We start from the raw sequence: 19,659 nt of genomic DNA on the forward strand, positions 1-19,659 counted from the left end.
ATGAGCAAGTCGTTACAAGAAATGTAAAACGACCTGCTCATCTATTTCGTTTATTCTCTCCATTCATTTCAACAGGAACGGCTAGAGACTTAATTCGTTCCATGACACGAGCGGCTTTGAGCTCTTCCTGCTCGCCTCTTTGGGTATAAGTCAAATGATGTTGAAGCTCTTTAAAATTTAAATTCGAGCTGAAAAATGTCGGCAAATTTTCGAGCATGCGAAATTGTAAAATGGTTCCGAGCACATCGTCTCGCATCCAGCTCGTTACGGATTCTGCTCCGAGATCATCAAGCATAAGAACCGGTACTTTTTTGACATACTCTATTTTCTCATTGAAGCTTTGATCTTGAAACGAACCTTTTAACTCACGCAAAAACTCCGGGACATACAGAATGGTAGATTTCACTTTCTTTTCGGCTAACGCATTGGCAATTGCTCCAAGAAAATACGTTTTCCCCACACCAAACGAACCGTGTAAATACAAAGCTTTCATTTTCTTATTTGGCTCATATTCTCGCACAAAATCTCTTACTAGTTTAATGGCCTCAAATCTTCCCTGCTCAATTTCGATATCAGACATTGTTGCCTGTAAAATTTCTTTCGGCACGTACATACACTGAATAAAAGATTCTTGTTCTTTTCGCTCATCTTCTTGTACTTTTCTAGGACAGCGTTCATATTGTAAATCAATATTACGGCCTTTTACAACCAGCTGAGGGTGGTATCCTTTCACCATGTTGACACAGCTTTGCAGAGAAGGACACTTGTCACAGCATTTGCTTTGGTCGATAAATTCATGCATCTTCATCAGACCTCGGTCGACCATTTGCTCATCTAACTCATGGCGATGCTCTTGTAAAAATGTTTTAACTTCAGGATTAGACAGGATACTGTTTCTTAACGCTTCTAAGCGTGCTTTAAAATCCTTTTTGTTCACTAACTGATTTAGTGAATCATTGATAGGCTTCATCTTTTTCACCTCGTCTCTATCATACCTGCTTTTTATTCTTTATGCTTTTGTTTTAGCTCTTGATCTAACTGCTTGAGCTCTTCTTGTAGCTTTCGTTTTTCTTCTTCAAATCCGTCCACTTCTTTTGAAGGCTGCTTTTTCTCTTCTTTTTCTTCATCGCTCAGCCACTCTGGCACCATTTCTTTACGCACAATCTTTCGTCCAGCCGTTTTTTTATTTTGCTTTGCTTCAGTCCAATTCTGATATTCTTTCTGTTCATTTTTAGCTAAATTCATGGCATCTTGAACAGTTTGGACCTTTTTGCGCGCCCAGTGTCCAGCAATTTTCTCTACATAGCTCTTAGACAATTTCATATCGGATCTTAGCATAACATAGTAAATCAGAACATTTACTACCCCAGGTGAAAGTTTTTGGTTAAACATCACTTCTTCAATCATTTGCAAATCTGCTTTTGAAGGCTCTGCTCCCCCGGAAAACTCGATCAAAAGCTGTCGAGGGGAAGTCACTTCAAGCTGTTGAATAAGCTGCTCTTCCTTTGTCTGCGGCTGCTTTTCCTGCATGGTACGAAGCATAGGCGGCTGAATTTGTTCGCTTAGATTTGGAAGTGCTTCTCCATTTTCAAATTGGTAAAAGGACTGTGCTGCTTTTCTAAGCAATTCAATATCAACTTGATCGTTCTCATTTAGCGAATCGAGCACCACATTTTTCATTTGAAGAGGATCGATACCGTATAAAAAAGCTAGTTTTTCAATCGCTTGTTTTACTTTAGATGTAATGGACCTTTTCGAAATCATTGAATCTGTTAGACCTGCTAAAAATAAATCAAAATCAAAGGAATCCGGGCTCATCTCAATAGAAGCGCGTTTGGAGGAATCCACAAAGTCCGTTTGAGCATCAGGAGAAAATACATCCTTGCTTTCAGACTGAAAACTTGGAGCCAGCTCTGTTGCTTTAACTGATTTAAATACATCGTTAAATGAATGCGTGACATCTTTAAACGATTGGTCATCGACGAGTGAATCCGAAAAATAATTTTTCACTTTTTGAAAGATGGATTTTCCAAGTCGGTTATATAAATATACATTTAACACACCGTCGTTAAAAAACTGATGGGGCGTAAGAGGAGGAATGAGCTCATAAATGAACACACGAACATCATCTTCTTCCTTAATATATGTTTTTAACAAACCAATGCCTTCTAATTTTAACCGCTCATGGTAAATAGCTTTCAAATTAATTTGCATCATTGACATTAGATGATGATGTGTAGACTCTTTCCCCCATAAACGGTCTTGTTCCAGCTCGCTCCATAGCGTCATATACAGACCAAAGCAGGTCGTACCCACCAACGGCTGATAGAGCATGGTTAAAATCTTTCGGTCGTATTCCTGCAGTATGCCGTTCGAACGAACAACATAACGATCGACCGGTATCATTTCTTTCCAATGTTGTTCTTTCATGTCGTTCCCTACCTACTTTTAAAGTAATAGAAATGACAAAAAAAGAGCCTAAAGAATACTTCAATAGCTCTTTTACAGTCGTTCCTTCTTAATTAAATCTTTTAATTCATCAATAAATACATTGATGTCTTTAAATTGTCGGTATACAGAAGCAAATCGAACATAAGAGACTTCATCGATAGCAGCTAATCGCTCCATCACCATTTCTCCTACCACATCTGACTGCACCTCTGATGTACCCTGACTGCGCAGCTCTGTTTCAATATCGTGTACGGTATCTTCTAATTGTTTTAAGCTTACTTGGCGTTTTTCACACGCCTTAATTAACCCTCGAAGAATTTTGTCTTTGCTGAACTCTTCTCTCGCTCCATCTTTTTTTACAACAATTAACGGAAGTTCTTCTACTTTCTCAAAAGTTGTAAAACGATAGTGACACTCTTCGCATTCACGTCTTCTACGAATAGAGCGGCCTTCTTCTACAGGGCGCGAGTCCAGCACTCTCGTTCCATTGTAATGACAGGATGGGCACTTCATATTCTCAGCTCCAATAATAAACCTTGTTTTTCTTTTTATTTTCTCTTATATAAGTTAATTTCCATCTATGTTAGCCGGCTATTCGCCATTCATTATGATTTTTATCATCATTTCCTTTAACAAACACGATGCTGTATTAAAGGATTTGCTTTATTCCATCTTATAGAAAACAAGGCTTGAATACAAGTAAAGGAAAAGGAATTTCCCCATTTTATTTCCTGAAATTCAAAAATGACAAGGAACTTACGAAGAAAGAGGAATAAGTTTTTGATCAAAGCTCTTATAAAGCGTACGTACGAGTTCTTTACTAAAACCAAAATCAACCGGCACCACTTTTGATTCTGTTGTAGCAGAAAAATCGATAGCGGTTTCAAGAGGACGTACGTTAATAATGGTAATCACAACAAAAGCTTTTCTTCCTTTTACAACGTTTAAGCTAATTTCTCCTCGCTCTTCATATGCAGCAAGTATCTCTATCCCTTGCATGTGCTTCAACATTTCATGAACTTGCTTAAATGCATTCCCAGCCGTTGTTTTATAATAATGCGTTTTTAGAGTCGGATCTGAATGGTGATCGCTTGTTTCTACATGATTAGAAAATAAAGATTTAACTGCTTGTACTACCCCCATGTTGTTATCCCCTTTGTTTTTGCGTATTAAAAATTTATATACTAAAAAGAGGTGTGTAATACACCTCTTAACTTACGTAATCAATCGACACTATTAAAGTGCATTCGCTTTAGTTTGTTTTACCTGAACAGGACCCATTCCACGTGGCAATTCAATTGTTTCACGTGTCTGTGCACTTAGAGCATCTGCAATATAATCTGCTGCGATTGTAGGATCTAAATGACCACAAGTATAAACATCGATACTTGCATAACCATGCTCTGGGAAGCTGTGAATCGTTAAATGTGATTCTGAAATAATAACAACGCCACTTACACCTTGAGGTGCAAATTTATGGAACGCTACTTCGCGAACTTCCGCACCAGATTTTAAAGCTGCATCAACAAACGTTTTTTCAATATAATCAATATCATTTAACTTATCGAAATCGCATCCCCATAATTCTGAGATGACATGACGACCCATTGTTTCCATAATGATATTTCCCCCTTTAACAATTTTTAATCGTTAAACATGAAGTTCTTTCGCCATATAGCATGTTAACTACCACGGGGGAAAGTTAGTCCAAAGAGGTCCTAACCCTTTAAGTAGCCACATCACCGAAAGGTACACAAGAAGTTCACGAAACATAGTATACTTTGTTTACATTTATTTTGCAATACGTGTTTTGATTTTATTAAAGATTGTTCTTGCAGATAGACCTATACAAATTACCCCTGTATTCTCGTGAAACAGTGTGTAAAAGCTTCTAAACGACTATTAATTTTTTATTAAAATTGAGGAAAATAAACACCCCTTTGCATGCTTATCTTATTGCTTTTCCCTATTCTTTTGAATAAAAACAAAAAAAACAGGGCGATAGCTCCCTGTTTTTTTTAAAGCAATCAATAGCTTTCTTAGCTTACTCTTATTTTTGATCCATTACGCATTTCTGCAGCAATATATCTTACCAAATCGACTACGCGCTGAGAGTAGCCCCACTCGTTATCGTACCAAGCTAACACTTTAATTTTATGATCTTCCATTACGATCGTGGATAGTCCATCTACAATAGCTGAATGAGGATTTGTATTAAAGTCAATTGATACGAGTGGTTCCATTGTTAAATTTAAAATATTCTTTAATGGCCCTTCAGCAGCTTTAATAAACGCTAAATTAACATCTTCCATCGTCACAGGTTTCCTTACATCCACAACTAAATCGACAAGCGATACGTTCGGCGTTGGTACACGAAGCGCCATCCCATGAAGCTTTCCTTTTAAATGTGGAAGAACTAATGAAAGTGCCTTGGCTGCTCCAGTTGTTGTAGGAATAATTGATTGAGCACACGCACGAGCTCTTCGCAAATCTTTATGCGGATTATCGATATTCTTTTGATCATTTGTATATGCATGAACGGTCGTCATTAAACCGTTTTCAATTGTGAACGCTTCGTCTAGTACCTTGACAACTGGAGCTAGACAATTTGTCGTACAAGAGGCATTAGAAATAATGTTATGCTGATTCACATCAAACTCTCGTTCGTTTACGCCCATCACAATGGTAATATCTTCTTGTTTACCCGGTGCCGTTAACACAACTTTTTTCGCACCTGCTTCAATATGTAACTGCGCTTTTTCTCTTGAATTAAATTTCCCCGTTGCTTCAACAACTAAATCAATCCCAAGCTCTTTCCAAGGCAAATTCAGCGGATCACGTGAATTTAATAGCTGAATTCTTTTACCGTTAACAATTAGCGCATCATCATCACATTTGACATCTCCATTAAATGGTCCGTGTATAGAGTCATATTTGATTAAATGTGCTAACGTTTCTGCTGGATAAGATGCATTTATTGCAATAATATCTAAATTTTCCTCTATAATCGCTGTGCGAAACACCATTCTTCCTATTCTCCCAAAACCATTAATGGCAATACGTGCTTTCATGGCTATACCCCTCTCTATATGTGTTATACTATTTAACTTTTTATATTGAATAGTATAACATAAATATTTAAAAAGTGAATAATATTAATTTTTTTTAATAAATTATTTTAATTAAGTTTTACTATATGTATATAGCGAGAACAGATATTTAACACATTCTTTTTTAGAAGTCCTTAAATATTCCCAATAAAAAAAAGTGAATGCAATCATTCACTCTTTAATCTAGCCATAGGGCTAATATACTTAAAAGCTGTTGTTTTGTTTCCTCTACAGGACCGTTGTTATTGATCACCGCATCAGCTAAAGCTACTTTTTGAATCAAAGGCAGCTGTGCATGGATACGCGCATAAGCATCTTCCGCTGAGAGATTATTACGTGACTTTAATCTTTCTAGCTGCACAGACTCATCGACATATACAACCACTACTTTATCGACTAAGTGTGTCAAATCACTTTCAAACAGCAGCGGAATATCTAATACAACGGCTTCGTAACCTTCCTCTATATAGCTTTCCTTTTGAGAAAGCATTTCTTTTCTTACGGCAGGATGTACAATTGCATTCAACTTTTTACGTTCTTCCTCTTGATAAAACACAATTTCCCCTAAAGCCGCTCGATTGATTTCCGCATTCTCGTGAAGAATAGAGCGGCCGAACGTCTCGACAATTTGTTTGTATGCTTCTTTTCCTGGTTCTACGACTTCTTTTGCAATGTGATCAGCATCAATTACCGGAATATTGATATCTCGTAGCATTCCGGTTACCGTGCTTTTTCCGCTTGCAATTCCGCCCGTTAATCCAATTACAATAGACATTGGTCTCTCCTTTATCTCTTTATTTAAAATCTAAAAATACCTAAAATAATGAGCAGAACTCCTGGTACAAACGAGAACATTTTCATCCATGATAAACGTGAAAAAACCTTGCCAAACTGTATGCCCGCACTTAAAAAAAGAGAACTCATAAGAGCTACAGCAATTGCTAGAGCATACGGCGAATAACCTAATAAAGCCGCTCCAAACCCTGCTCCAAATGCATCAAGAGATAATGCAATTCCAAGTATAAATGCTTCAATTCCATTGATGGAACCTGAATTATCTAAATCTGCTGCAATTGGCTTTTTCAATACGTTAATGACTAGGCCAATTGACTTAATTTCAATTTTCACTAATGTTTTTTCTTCTTTCACTCGAGATGAATCTGCCGGACAAAAAAACTGGTATAAAATCCACATCCCAAGCAGAACAAGAATACCTCCGCCTACTTTATTTAGTACATCCACTGAAAATAGATGCGTAAGTACTTTTCCTAAAAACATAGAAAACATTAAAGAAAATGCTGAGCAACATGAAATAATAAAAATGGATTTCAGCGGGATTTTCACCTTTCGAAGTCCGTATGTCAGGCCAACGCTAAAGCTGTCAAGACTTACGGCAAAAGCAAGGATAAGTAAAGAAAATGTTATCATGATGAGAGGACTCCTTTCCTTTCTGTCTATACGTAGTATATGAAAGGAGCCCATCCATTGTTATTTTTTAGCCGGCTGACAATTTGGGCAGATATGTGTTCCTCTACCGCCTACAACAAATTTTTCAATTGGCGTACCGCACATTTTACAAGATTCGCCTTTTCTTCCGTACACATAAAGCTGCTGCTGAAACATGCCTATTTGTCCCTGTGTATTTACATACGTGCGAATCGTGCTGCCTCCTTGTTTCACAGCTTCTTGAAGAGTCGCTACAATTTCTTTGTACAATTTTTCATACTCTTCGTCTGTTAATTGGCTGGCCACTCGTTCAGGATGAATCCCTGCGCGAAACAGTGCTTCATCTACATAAATATTTCCAAGCCCAACCACGACATTTTGATCGAGTAAAACCGGCTTGATTTTTCGAGAAGTTTTGCCGATTCTCATTTTTAATTGACTTGGATTAAATGTTTCGTCAAACGGTTCAGGTCCAAGGCCAATAAGAGGAGGAGACAGATCTTCCTCTCCCTTTTTAAATAAGTGCATAGTACCAAACTTCCTTACATCCCGGTATCGCAATTCTGTTCCATCGGTGAAGTGAAAAAAGACGTGTACATGCTTATCTGGTTCTTCTGCATTCTCATGGAGAGCATATTTACCTTCCATACGTAAATGAGAAACCATCGTATAATCATCGAGCACAATTTTCAAAAACTTACCTCTGCGTTCAACATCTCGAATGGTTTGTCCAACAAGCGCGTCACAAAACTGTTCAACTTGTTCAGGACGTTTGATAATATTGGGCCATTTAACTGTTACACGCTCAATGGTCTTTCCACTGGCTAATTCAATTAACGTACGTCTGACGGTTTCAACTTCTGGTAATTCTGGCACGTTTGTCACATCCTTTTTCCACTACTTTGCTTCGTACCAAGTCTTTCCGTAAGAATAATCTACTTTCAACGGAACTTCTAACTCTAAAGCGTTCTCCATTACTTCTGGTACGATTTTCTCTAAAATTTTAATTTCTTCTTCTGGGGCTTCAAAAATCAGCTCATCGTGTACTTGAAGCAGCAGCTTAGCCTGAAGATTTTCATCTTTTAAGCGCTTATCCATTTCAATCATTGCTTTTTTAATAATATCAGCTGCCGTCCCTTGGATAGGCGTATTCATCGCCGTACGCTCAGCGAAGCTGCGGAGGTTAAAGTTTCGGCTCGTGATTTCAGGCAAGTAACGTCGGCGGTGCAAGAGCGTTGTTACATATCCCTTTTCTTTTGCATCGCGTACAATCGTATCCATATACTCCTGTACACCAGGGAAGCTTTTTAAATAGCGTTCAATAAAAGTAGCCGCTGCTTTTCTTGTAATTCCTAAACTTTGCGATAAACCGTAATCACTAATGCCATAGACGATTCCAAAGTTAACTGCTTTAGCCTGACGGCGCATATTCGACGTTACTTCTTCTCTTTCGACGTGGAACACATCCATCGCTGTTTTCGTATGGATATCTAAGTCATGCTTAAACGCATCGATTAGCTTTTCATCATCTGCAATATGAGCCAGTACGCGCAGCTCAATTTGTGAATAATCCGCCGCAAATATTAACCAATCGGGCTGTGAAGGCACAAACGCACCTCTTATTTTTTTACCTTCTTCAAGACGAATCGGGATGTTTTGCAAGTTAGGATCTACTGAGCTTAACCTTCCCGTTTGAGTTAATGTTTGATTAAAGCGGGTATGAACTTTTCCATCGCTTTCATGAATAACCTTTTTTAATCCTTCAATATACGTAGACTGTAATTTTCCTAGCTGACGGTATTGTAAAATCTCTGGGATAATATCATGGGTACTAGCTAATTGCTCTAATACATCAGCTGATGTGGAATAGCCTGTTTTTGTTTTCTTTATGACTGGAAGCTGCATTTTTTCAAAAAGAACAACTCCTAGCTGCTTTGGCGAATTAATATTAAATTCTTGTCCAGCGTATTCGTAGATTTTCGCTTCAATTTTTTCAAGCTGTTCTCGAAGATCTTCGCCCATTTCATCTAAACGCGCCCGGTCAATTTTCACCCCTTGATATTCCATATCAGCAAGGACAATGGCAAGAGGCATTTCAAGCTTCTCAAACAGCTCAAACTGTTCATTTTCAACCAATTCTTTTTCTAACACTTCTTTTAAATAAGCGACGGCGGCTGCTTTTCTTATAACATGCTCAGCTAGCTGAGCAGCTTCCGCAATGCTTCGCTTAGCTCCTTTTCCATACACAGCTTCATCTGATTGCACTTGATGATACCCTTTTAATTTTGCAATTGTCGCTAGGTCATCATTTGCCTCAGCAGGATTCAAGATGTAAGAAGCAATCATTACATCATGTTCAATTCCTTTAATTTCATGCCCCGCCCATTTTAACGATACAATCGTGCGTTTTCCATTAAACACCGTCTTTTTTACACGTTCATCTTCTAACCACGCTTTAAATTTAGAAGATGAAAGAGCTGTATCTTTATCAATAAAATAGTGGCCATTTTTGTTGCTGATTCCAAAACCGAGCAGCTGATTGTGATGATAGTTTTCTTCATACCCTTCTACGATCAGAGCTGCTTCGCTTGTTAACATATCATCGTGAACTTCCTGCGCTATTTCAAACGTCAGTTCTTCAAAATCTGCTTCCTCTTCTGCTGATTCACCAAATTTAGCAAGCAGAGAATTAAACCCAAGCTCTTTAAATAATGAGATGACCTTTGAAGATTCAAACCCGTCATACTTTGCATCTTCTACAGATACTTCAAGAGGCGCTTCGCAATAAATCGTTGCAAGCTTTTTACTCATGATGGCTGATTCACGATTATCTTCTAGCTTTTCTTTTAATTTTTTACCGCTGACTTGATCGATAGATTTCAATACATTTTCAACCGTTTCGAACTCTTTTAATAGCTTTAAGGCTGTTTTTTCGCCGACTCCGGGCACGCCTGGGATATTATCCGAGCTGTCCCCCATAAGGCCTTTCATATCAATAATTTGTGCAGCCGTAATACCATACTTTTCATCAATGGCTGCAGGCGTATAGGAATCGACATCCGTAATTCCTTTTCTCGTAATATCTACGGTTACATGTTCTGACACAAGCTGAAGTAAATCTTTATCTCCGGAAATGACTTTTACGGCCATTCCTTTTTGTTCAGCTTGTTTTGAAAGTGTACCGATAATATCATCTGCTTCATAATCAGGCAGTTCATAGCGCTTAATCCCATATGCATCTAATAACTCACGAATAAAGGGAAACTGCTCTGAAAGTTCAGGAGGCGTCTTTTGTCTGCCTCCTTTGTATTCTGTAAATGTTTTGTGACGAAACGTTGTTTTTCCTGCGTCAAATGCCACAAGTAAATGCGTCGGCTTCTCTTCCTCTAAGATACGTGTCAGCATTGTAGTAAAGCCATATATAGCATTTGTATGTATTCCTTTATCATTGTTTAAAAGCGGCAAAGCAAAAAATGCACGGTAGGCAATACTATTCCCGTCAATTAATACTAGTTTTTGTGTCATTCATGTTCCTCCATTTCGCTCTCTTCTTATCTTACCTTTATTTTAGCAAACAATAAGCTTTAAGAACAAAAAGTACTCTTGAATTCAACGTTTTATTTTCATGTGGTGATAAGATCTGTACATCATAAAATAAAAACACCGCCTAGTTATTTTAGGCGGTGTAACATGTGAATGGATAGAAATTGTCAAAAAGAATCGGCGAAAATAGCACGGTTAAAGCTATTTTCGCCTTACACATTGGCTCCTTGGATGAAGGGGTTTCCATGAAAAATTGTATCAATTAATTATTAAGCTACATTAAATAAATTGTAAAAGGAACGTAAACATTTTACATCTGCGGCAAATACTTGTGCAGCTTGACCGAAAAAGTTGTCCCTTTATTGACTTCACTTTTCACTTCAATTTCCCCTTTATGAGCTTCAACAAGATGTTTAACAATTGCTAATCCAAGACCTGTTCCTCCAGAATTACGGCTTCTTGCTTTATCTACTCGGTAAAAGCGCTCAAAAATACGTGAAATTTCATCAGAATCAATACCGATACCTGTATCTTGAACATGAACTGTAATCGTTTCTTCTTCCTCTTCAAGCGAAACGTGAACAGTTCCTCCAGGCATTGTATACATGAGCGCATTGCCGATTAAGTTAACAAACACTTGCATAAGGCGCTGACTGTCACCATCAATCCACGCTTCTTCAGGAAGCGTATCTAACGTTAGCGTGATTTCTTTTTCAGTCGCTCGGTTTGATAGCACTATCGTCACTTCGTAAAGAAGCGTATTCAGATCTACTGAATGAATACTTAGTTTAAACCCTTGCTGTTCAACTTTAGACAAATCTAAAAGATCTTGAATCAAGCTCTCCATGCGCTGACTTTCCGTTAAAATGATAGATAGAAACTGCTGGCGCAGCTGTGGATCTTCCATGGCACCGTCTAACAATGTCTCACTAAACCCTTTTATAGACGTAATAGGAGTTTTTAGTTCATGAGACACATTCGCTACAAAGTCACGGCGAACTTGTTCTAGCTTTTTCAGCTCAGTAATATCATGGAAAACAAGCACAATCCCTTTCCATTCATCGTTTAAGCCAATAATCGGCGCTCCGTAAACATCAAAATATCTTCGTTCAATATTTAAAGGCAGAACCACTTGTTTTCGAACCTTTACTTCCGTCATAAATATTTTTTCCACAAGCTTAATGATTTCTTTATGCTCAAATACCTCGTAATACAAATGATAAAGGAAGTCATCCGGATGTATATGAAACTGCTCTTTATAAGCTCGATTTACTAAGTTTATATAGCCTCTACTATCGATAAGAAGCATACCGCTTCCCATATTTTCAATTAGCGTGCGCAGCCTGTCCTGCTGCATTTCTTGATTAGTGATAGACTCTTGCAGATTACGAGCAAGTGCGTTAATAGACTGACTCAGCATCCCTGTTTCATCTACATAATCTTCATATGTACGAGCTTTATAATTCCCTTTTGCAAGTTCCATAGCCACTTTGGTTGCCGATTCAATAGGACGGGTATAGCGTCCCATAATCTTTACACCTAAGAGTAAAATCACAATCAAAGCTAGACCTAAGCTTCCAATAAGAAGGCCCCAAATTTGCTGATTTACTTGTTTTAATGAATCAAACGATGTACTCAGCACAACAAATCCCTCTTGCTTACCTTCTATAATAAGCGGGATACCATAGTAATATAAGTCGTAATCTTCTTTAATTTGATCAAAGCTTTTTTTACTGTTTAACTGCTTTTTTAATACTTGTTGGATTACGATACTTTTTTCGATTCTTTGCTGCTTGCTACCTGGATTTGAGTCAACTAATATTTTTCCGTCTTTTTGAACGATAGTCGTTCGTACACTTAACGAATGGCTGATTTGATCAACTTTAGATTTTAAAGCAGGACTTGTGATACCTTCTTCGCTAATGTACATTTCTACAAGCTTTGCCTCTTTTTCCATTCGCTCTTGAAACGTCTGAAAATAAAAGTTTTTAAACAACTGTCCCAGCAGCAGGCCAAGACCTACTAATACAATAATAATAAGTACTAATAGAGCCAAAAGTAGCCTTGAACGAAATTTATTCATCTACCTTTGGTTCCTCCAGTTTATATCCTAATCCTCTAATCGTTTTTATATAAACAGGTTTTCGCGTATTATGTTCAATTTTCTCACGCAAATGGCTGATGTGCACATCTACAATTCGCGTATCTCCAGCAAAATCATAATTCCACACTGCACTTAGCAGCTGATCACGAGTTAATACCCGTCCTTTGTATTTTGCCAAATATAATAATAACTCAAATTCTTTTGGAGTAAGCTCAAGCTGCTCTTGATTAAAGTAGGCCTCATAATGATCTGGAAGAATTTTTAAATCACCGATCATGATGCGTTCGCCATCTTCCTCTTGTTCATTTTCCTGAGCAATAATTTGTGTTCTGCGTAAAATAGCTTTTACACGCGCTACTACTTCTCGAGGACTAAATGGTTTCGTCATGTAGTCATCTGCGCCAAGCTCTAACCCTAATACTTTGTCGAACTCATCGTCTTTTGCAGTTAACATTAAAATAGGCGTCATCACTTTTTGCTGACGAAGCTTTTTACAAACTTCGATTCCATCCATCTTAGGAAGCATCAAGTCTAACACAATTAAATCCGGTTTTCCTTCTAGTGCCTTGTTGTATCCTTCTTCCCCGTCTTCAGCTGTTTCTACTGTAAAGCCAGCTTGTTGTAAATTATATTGTAATAATGTTGAAATTGATTGTTCATCATCTACGACTAATAATTTCTTACTCATATTAACGATATAAGCCTCCATCTAGTTAAATTAAACCGCAGCTTCATCCAAATGATATTATTTTCTATTTATCTTCTCTTATCATACAATGTTTTAGCCTCGTTCTCCAATACATTTCAACATTTTCAGAAAATAGGGTCAAAGAGTTTCTTCTATACTTATAAATATTTACGGCATTTTAAAAATTTTCAAAGTCGTGTGTCTCCACTGATGGAAGTCTAAACGGCGGATACACAAGAAACTGCGCCGTTACTACTTTCTCTTTTTGCTCATTGACCGCTTCCACCTCAATCGTAACAGTTCTAGAAGAAACATCTACCTCTGTCACTTCAAATAAAAATTCAATCGTGCTATAGTGATGAATCTTTTTGGGGAAGGCTACCGTATGTTCTGCAACGTGGCTTCCAGGTCCGGGCAAATACTTCGAAATGGCTGCTGTCATAATACCAGTAATCATAATACTTGGCACAATAGGTTTCTTAAAAGGTGTCTGAGATGCGTAATCATGCTGAATGTATAAAGGGTTAGAATCATTTGTCAGCCCTAAGTACAATAAGATATCTTTATCTTCAATTCGTTCAGTTAGCGTTAATTTTTCTCCAACTTTTATATCTTCAATACTTCGACCTATTTTTTGTTTTTTACCTAATACCATCATCATTCCACCTTTTGTATATAGTAATAGCTTTTCTTTATATACAAGAAAAATTCGAGGTTTCCCCCGAATTTTCCTTGTGAATATTGTTTGAATATTGATAAAAACCTGTACTCAAACCTATTTTATTGTATTAAGCTAATACACCCATGACAGTTTTAACTGATTTTGCTGATTGATCTAAAGAAGCTTTTTCAGAATCAGTCAGTTCTAATTCAATTACTTGCTCAATTCCTGCAGCTCCTAATACGGTTGGAACACCTAAGTAGATGCCGTTATAACCATATTCACCCTCTAGGTAAGCAATCGCTGGTAAAATACGACGCTGATCTTTTAAGATCGCTTCTGTCATTTCCACTAAAGAAGCAGCAGGAGCATAGTACGCACTTCCGTTGCCTAATAAGTTAACGATCTCGCCGCCGCCTTTGCGTGTTCGTTCAACAATTGCTTCAAGGCGCGCTTTTGGAATAAGCGTTTCAAGAGGAATACCGCCAGCATACGAGTAGCGTACAAGAGGTACCATATCATCGCCATGTCCACCAAGTACAAAACCTGTGATATCTTTTACCGAAATGTTTAACTCCTGCGCTACGAACGTACGGAAACGTGCAGAATCTAATACGCCTGATTGACCGATTACGCGGTTTTTAGGAAAACCAGATTCTTTAAATACTGTGTACGTCATAGCATCTACCGGGTTTGTTAACACGATAATATGACAGTTTGGTGAGTATTTAACAACTTCTTGAGTAACAGACTTCATGATCTTTTGGTTCGTTGTTACTAAATCATCGCGACTCATACCTGGCTTGCGCGCGATACCAGCTGTAATAATGACAATGTCAGAATCAGCTGTGTCTTCGTAGTTGGCTGTTCCTGTAATGTTAGCGTCAAATCCTTGTACAGGACTTGCTTCTAACATATCCAGCGCTTTACCTTTAGCTGGATTTTCTAATTGCGGAATATCAACTAATACAACATCAGCTAACTCTTTTTGACCAATTAAAAAAGCAGTTGTAGCTCCTGTAAAGCCCGCTCCGATAACAGATACTTTTTTACGCATATTTGCCATTATAATTCCTCCCCTAAATGAATAGCTATTAAACTGTTACTTGTTTTCCTAGATTGCTAATTAATTCATCAGCGAACTCTGAACACTTCACTTCTGTTGCGCCGTCCATTAAACGTGCGAAATCATATGTTACTACTTTTGAAGCAATTGTTTTTTCCATTGATTTCATGATTAAATCCGCTGCTTCGTTCCAGCCAAGGTGTTCAAGCATTAACACACCTGATAATAATACAGAAGATGGATTTACTTTATCTAAACCAGCATATTTAGGTGCTGTACCGTGAGTTGCTTCAAAGATAGCATGTCCAGTTTCATAGTTGATGTTTGCTCCTGGAGCAATTCCGATACCACCAACTTGCGCTGCTAATGCATCTGAAATGTAATCTCCATTTAAATTCATTGTTGCTACTACATCGAATTCACGTGGACGAGTTAAAATTTGTTGTAAGAAGATATCAGCAATTGAATCTTTTACAATAATTTTTCCTGCTGCTTCTGCTTCTGCTTGAGCTTTGTTTGCAGCCTGTGCACCTTCTTTTTCAACGATGCGGTCATATTGAGCCCAAGTAAATACTTTATCGCCGAATTCTTTTTCAGCTAGCTCATAGCCCCAATTTTTAAATGCGCCTTCTGTATATTTCATAATGTTACCTTTGTGTACAAGCGTAACAGACTTGCGTCCTTGTTCAATTGCATAGTTGATTGCTGCACGCACAAGACGCTCTGTTCCTTCAGAAGAAATAGGCTTAATACCTAATCCAGAAGTTTCAGGGAAACGAATTTTATTTACGCCTAATTCCGTTTGTAGGAATGAAACAAGCTTTTGTACTTCTTCAGAACCCTTCGCATATTCAATACCAGCATAAATATCTTCAGTATTTTCACGGAAGATAACCATATCTGTATCTTCAGGGCGCTTAATTGGAGAAGGTACGCCGTCAAAGTAGCGAACAGGACGTAAGCATGTGAATAAGTCTAATTCTTGACGCAATGCCACGTTTAGAGAACGAATTCCACCGCCTACTGGTGTTGTTAATGGTCCTTTGATTGCAATTATGTATTCGCGAATTGCATCTAACGTTTCTTCCGGTAACCATTCGCCAGTTTGATTAAATGCTTTTTCACCTGCTAATACTTCTTTCCAAACGATTTCTTTTTCACCATTGTATGCTTTTGCAACCGCTGCTTCTAATACGCGAGAAGCTGCTGCCCAGATATCCGGACCAATTCCGTCACCTTCGATAAATGGAATAATTGGGTTATTTGGTACGTTTAATACGCCGTTTGCTACAGAAATTTGTTCACCTTTTGTCATGAGAATGACCTCCTTAAAAAATTTGTCTACTTTCACTTATGGAAAAGTGCTCAACGAACGTGAGCACCTTCGTCACATTGTTTAGCTGCGCTCTTCAAGCGGAATGTACGTTTGTTTTCCAGGACCGATATAATCAGCTCTTGGACGAATCAAACGATTGTTTGAATACTGCTCTAAAATGTGAGCAATCCATCCTGATACGCGGCTTACGGCAAAGATCGGAGTAAATAGATCGTGATCAATCCCTAAGCTGTGGTATACAGAAGCTGAATAGAAGTCAACGTTTGGCGGAAGCTTTTTCTCGCCTGTTACGATCTCTTCAATTTTTACTGACATATCGTATAGCGTTGTATCTCCTGCTTGTTTGGTAAGTTTTTCAGACATTTCTTTCAAGTGCTTGGCACGAGGATCACCCTGTTGATACACACGATGTCCAAATCCCATAATCTTTTCTTTTTTCGCGAGCTTTTCGCGAATGTAAGGTTCTGCGTTTTCAACTGTTTGAATGTCAGACAACATTTTCATAACAGCTTCATTCGCTCCCCCGTGAAGAGGACCCTTTAACGCTCCAATAGCGGCTGTAATTCCTGAATAAATATCGGATAACGTTGCCACACAGACACGAGCTGTAAAAGTTGAAGCATTTAGCTCATGGTCAGCGTGTAAGACAAGTGCTTTATCAAATGCCTCTACTTGGATATCAGTTGGCTCTTCGCCGGTTAACATATATAAAAAGTTAGCGGCAATGCTATAGTTTTCGTTTGGTTCAATTGGCTCTAATCCGTTACGGACTCTTGAAAAAGCCGTTACCACCGTTGGTAATTGTGCTTGCAAACGAACAGCTTTGCGATAATTTGCTTCTTCATCCATTAAATCAGCTTCAGGATCGTACAACCCCAATAGTGATACGACTGTTCTTAAAGCTGCCATTGGATGAACATCTTTAATTGGATAAGTTTTGAAATGATCTAAGACTTCTTGGGGTAATTTAGCGTTTTCTGCTAGTAATCTAGAAAACACAGATAATTCTTCTTTGTTAGGTAATTTTCCGTGCCATAGTAAATACACCACTTCTTCAAATGTTGCATAATTCGCTAAATCATCAATATTGTAGCCTTGATATGTTAAAGTGTCATCAATAATTGAACTTACTGCTGACGTTGTAGCGACTACCCCTTCTAGACCTCGAGTTGCTGTCATAAATCTCCACTCCTTTACAGAAAAAATTCCCCATACCTTTCTGTGTAAAACGTGAAAAACAAAATTGAGCCTCTGCTCAACTAGACATTAAATGATATACGAAGCGCCTCTTTTGAATATATATCTTGGAAGAACATTCCTTTACCCCACGTAAAGAAAATGCTTACATTTCCATTTGTTTCAATAACACACAAAATCAAAACATCTGCATGTGTCATTGCTTTGTTACAGCCCTATAGGTAAAACATACAATTGTATGTAAAAAGATGCGGCCTCAAAATATATTATAAACAATTATCTGACTTTTGTGAATCAAAAGAGAGAAGAAATTTTAAAAAAATTATTATTATACAAAAATTTCTACGAAAAAAGTTCGGTTAATTTCATAAATAAATAAGCAATTCCAGCACCGATTAACGGACCTACTGCCACCCCTTGAAACAGCGCCACAGCAAGAATTGTGCCAAAAACTAAAGCGGTCGTAATATGCGGATCATCTTCCAAGAGTGTAAGTCCATATTTGGCAATAATTGCTACAGCAATTCCCGCTCCTAGAGCAATCCAGGCATAAGAAGATTTCACAGCCTCTCCTAATTGTTTGAATCCTATGTCTCCTGTTGCAATCGGCACAAGAACGGCAATTGTAATAACCGTTACTCCAATATTAATTCCTTTTGATTGTAGAAACGGAAAAACCTTACCGTCTAACCCGATTAATTTTAAAATAAGTAAAAATGCAACTGCAATGATTAATGATTGATTTTTAGCCACTAATCCAATTACGAGTAAAACAGCTAAAAAAAGCATGGGTTGTGAGAACATTTTACTCATCCTTTCTTTTTTTATTGTGATAAATCTAAAACGTATTACGTAAATATTTTATGAGTAGCTTTTTCTTTTGTTAACTATCGTTTACAAGGAGGCCTCTATTTATTGTGTACAAGCTTCATTTACACCGACTATTTCGCTTAGCTTGTGTGTTGGCAATTATTGCAGCATCTATATTTCTTAGTTATTATGTCTCTTCTCTCATATATCCATTTATTATCGCCTGCTGCATCGCTTTTTTTATAAACCCTATGGTTAATCTATTTGAATTGAAGCTGCGCTTACCCCGCTACTTAGCTGTTTTACTGTCAATGGTTCTTATCTTCTCTCTTTTGGCCGGACTTATTACGTTACTTATCACAGAAATCATTGCAGGAAGTACGTATTTAGCGAAAGTTGTTCCCACAAATTTCAAAGAAGTGGTCATATTTATTGAAAATATTGCTACAGAACAAATACTTCCGTTTTATGAACGCATTACTTCTATGTTTAATAACTTAAATACCGGTCAGCAAGCAACTATTTTATCGAACATTAAAGGGGTAGGCAACCATATCGCTCAAACCGTGGGCGATTTTTTGCAAAATGTATTGCAAAGCATCCCAGTACTTTTATCCGTATTGCCTAATGCAGCGACTGTGATTATTTTTTCATTGCTGGCTACTTTTTTTATTAGTAAAGATTGGTACAAGCTGATGGCTAAAAGCAGCGTGTTTATTCCTAAAAAAGTAAGAGAAAATGGACAGACAGTTGTTGTGGAGCTTAAAAATGCACTGTTTGGTTTTATTAAAGCTCAGCTTACGCTTATTTCGATTACCACAATCATCGTTCTTTTTGGTTTACTTGTTCTTAGGGTTGATTATGCTATTACAGTCGCTTTATTAATTGGCTTAGTAGATATTCTTCCTTACCTCGGAACAGGACTGGTTTTTGTTCCTTGGATGATTTATGCCTTTGCAACAGATAACATGTCATTTGCTGTAGGGCTCTCGGTACTATATGCTGTAGTACTTGTGCAGCGACAAATTATGGAACCAAAAATTTTGTCATCAAGCATTGGTCTTGATCCTCTCGCTACATTAATTGCTTTATTTGTAGGATATCAACTGATTGGATTTTTCGGATTAATAGTTGGCCCTGTTATTCTTGTTATTCTAAAAACTCTTCATACAACGGGGGTTTTTAAAGAAACGTGGCAGTTTATTATAGGAAAATGAAAAAGTGTGTGAAAGAAGCTTCTTTCACAC

The 19,659-nt window shown here is 37.7% G+C and carries 18 protein-coding genes; 1 reads left to right on the forward strand and 17 read right to left on the reverse strand.

Annotated elements, in window-relative coordinates; all coding sequences use genetic code 11:
- Positions 1 to 37 precede the first annotated feature (37 nt).
- The 17 genes from dnaI to AC3WJG_RS07880 all read right to left on the reverse strand — a co-directional run bounded on the left by dnaI (position 38) and on the right by AC3WJG_RS07880 (position 18,406).
- Entirely contained in the window at positions 38 to 970 is a 933-nt protein-coding gene (gene dnaI, locus AC3WJG_RS07800) for a primosomal protein DnaI (protein ID WP_016765700.1), read from the reverse strand.
- Positions 971 to 1,002: 32 nt separating this feature from the next.
- On the reverse strand, positions 1,003 to 2,430 hold the full coding sequence (locus tag AC3WJG_RS07805; RefSeq protein ID WP_028410528.1) for a replication initiation and membrane attachment family protein: 1,428 nt from the start codon (positions 2,428 to 2,430) through the stop codon (positions 1,003 to 1,005).
- A gap of 72 nt (positions 2,431 to 2,502) precedes the next feature.
- Entirely contained in the window at positions 2,503 to 2,964 is a 462-nt protein-coding gene (gene nrdR, locus AC3WJG_RS07810; RefSeq protein WP_013059432.1) for a transcriptional regulator NrdR, read from the reverse strand.
- A gap of 243 nt (positions 2,965 to 3,207) precedes the next feature.
- A complete protein-coding gene (locus tag AC3WJG_RS07815) occupies positions 3,208 to 3,594 on the reverse strand; it encodes a hypothetical protein (protein ID WP_013085185.1) in 387 nt (128 codons plus the stop codon).
- 93 nt (positions 3,595 to 3,687) lie between these two features.
- Positions 3,688 to 4,068, reverse strand: a complete 381-nt coding sequence (gene speD / locus AC3WJG_RS07820; protein WP_013059434.1) for an adenosylmethionine decarboxylase — start codon at positions 4,066 to 4,068, stop codon at positions 3,688 to 3,690.
- A 422-nt stretch (positions 4,069 to 4,490) separates the two neighbouring features.
- The gene (locus AC3WJG_RS07825) at positions 4,491 to 5,522 is read right to left on the reverse strand and encodes a glyceraldehyde-3-phosphate dehydrogenase (protein WP_013059435.1); all 1,032 of its coding nucleotides are present in this window, start codon (positions 5,520 to 5,522) and stop codon (positions 4,491 to 4,493) included.
- Between the two features lie 217 nt (positions 5,523 to 5,739).
- Positions 5,740 to 6,336 carry a dephospho-CoA kinase gene (coaE, locus tag AC3WJG_RS07830; protein WP_016765703.1) on the reverse strand — a complete coding sequence of 199 codons (597 nt, stop codon included), beginning with the start codon at positions 6,334 to 6,336 and terminating at the stop codon, positions 5,740 to 5,742.
- 23 nt (positions 6,337 to 6,359) lie between these two features.
- Positions 6,360 to 6,989 (reverse strand): sporulation membrane protein YtaF, encoded by a 630-nt coding sequence (gene ytaF / locus AC3WJG_RS07835; RefSeq protein ID WP_028410526.1) that lies wholly within the window; start codon positions 6,987 to 6,989, stop codon positions 6,360 to 6,362.
- Positions 6,990 to 7,049: 60 nt separating this feature from the next.
- The gene (mutM, locus tag AC3WJG_RS07840; protein ID WP_336091709.1) at positions 7,050 to 7,883 is read right to left on the reverse strand and encodes a DNA-formamidopyrimidine glycosylase; all 834 of its coding nucleotides are present in this window, start codon (positions 7,881 to 7,883) and stop codon (positions 7,050 to 7,052) included.
- A gap of 21 nt (positions 7,884 to 7,904) precedes the next feature.
- Positions 7,905 to 10,532: a DNA polymerase I gene (polA, locus tag AC3WJG_RS07845; RefSeq protein WP_028410525.1), complete on the reverse strand. Its 2,628-nt coding sequence runs from the start codon at positions 10,530 to 10,532 to the stop codon at positions 7,905 to 7,907.
- Positions 10,533 to 10,860: 328 nt separating this feature from the next.
- On the reverse strand, positions 10,861 to 12,633 hold the full coding sequence (pnpS, locus tag AC3WJG_RS07850) for a two-component system histidine kinase PnpS (RefSeq protein WP_098249335.1): 1,773 nt from the start codon (positions 12,631 to 12,633) through the stop codon (positions 10,861 to 10,863).
- A complete protein-coding gene (locus AC3WJG_RS07855) occupies positions 12,626 to 13,342 on the reverse strand; it encodes a response regulator transcription factor (RefSeq protein ID WP_013085192.1) in 717 nt (238 codons plus the stop codon). Before AC3WJG_RS07855 ends, pnpS begins: the two co-directional genes overlap by 8 nt.
- Positions 13,343 to 13,520: 178 nt before the next feature.
- Positions 13,521 to 13,997 carry a MaoC family dehydratase gene (locus AC3WJG_RS07860; protein ID WP_028410524.1) on the reverse strand — a complete coding sequence of 159 codons (477 nt, stop codon included), beginning with the start codon at positions 13,995 to 13,997 and terminating at the stop codon, positions 13,521 to 13,523.
- Positions 13,998 to 14,130: 133 nt separating this feature from the next.
- Positions 14,131 to 15,069: a malate dehydrogenase gene (mdh, locus tag AC3WJG_RS07865; protein ID WP_013085194.1), complete on the reverse strand. Its 939-nt coding sequence runs from the start codon at positions 15,067 to 15,069 to the stop codon at positions 14,131 to 14,133.
- A gap of 28 nt (positions 15,070 to 15,097) precedes the next feature.
- Positions 15,098 to 16,390 (reverse strand): NADP-dependent isocitrate dehydrogenase, encoded by a 1,293-nt coding sequence (gene icd, locus AC3WJG_RS07870; RefSeq protein WP_255255780.1) that lies wholly within the window; start codon positions 16,388 to 16,390, stop codon positions 15,098 to 15,100.
- Between the two features lie 75 nt (positions 16,391 to 16,465).
- Positions 16,466 to 17,584 carry a citrate synthase gene (gene citZ, locus AC3WJG_RS07875; RefSeq protein WP_016765709.1) on the reverse strand — a complete coding sequence of 373 codons (1,119 nt, stop codon included), beginning with the start codon at positions 17,582 to 17,584 and terminating at the stop codon, positions 16,466 to 16,468.
- 360 nt (positions 17,585 to 17,944) lie between these two features.
- Complete coding sequence (locus tag AC3WJG_RS07880) at positions 17,945 to 18,406, reverse strand: DUF441 domain-containing protein (protein ID WP_013059446.1); 462 nt, start codon at positions 18,404 to 18,406, stop codon at positions 17,945 to 17,947.
- 113 nt (positions 18,407 to 18,519) lie between these two features.
- On the opposite strand from AC3WJG_RS07880, the gene ytvI reads away from it, so the two are divergent.
- Entirely contained in the window at positions 18,520 to 19,629 is a 1,110-nt protein-coding gene (gene ytvI / locus AC3WJG_RS07885; RefSeq protein WP_060745479.1) for a sporulation integral membrane protein YtvI, read from the forward strand.
- Positions 19,630 to 19,659 lie beyond the last annotated feature (30 nt).

Source organism: Priestia sp. FW507-14D1A (assembly GCF_058781295.1).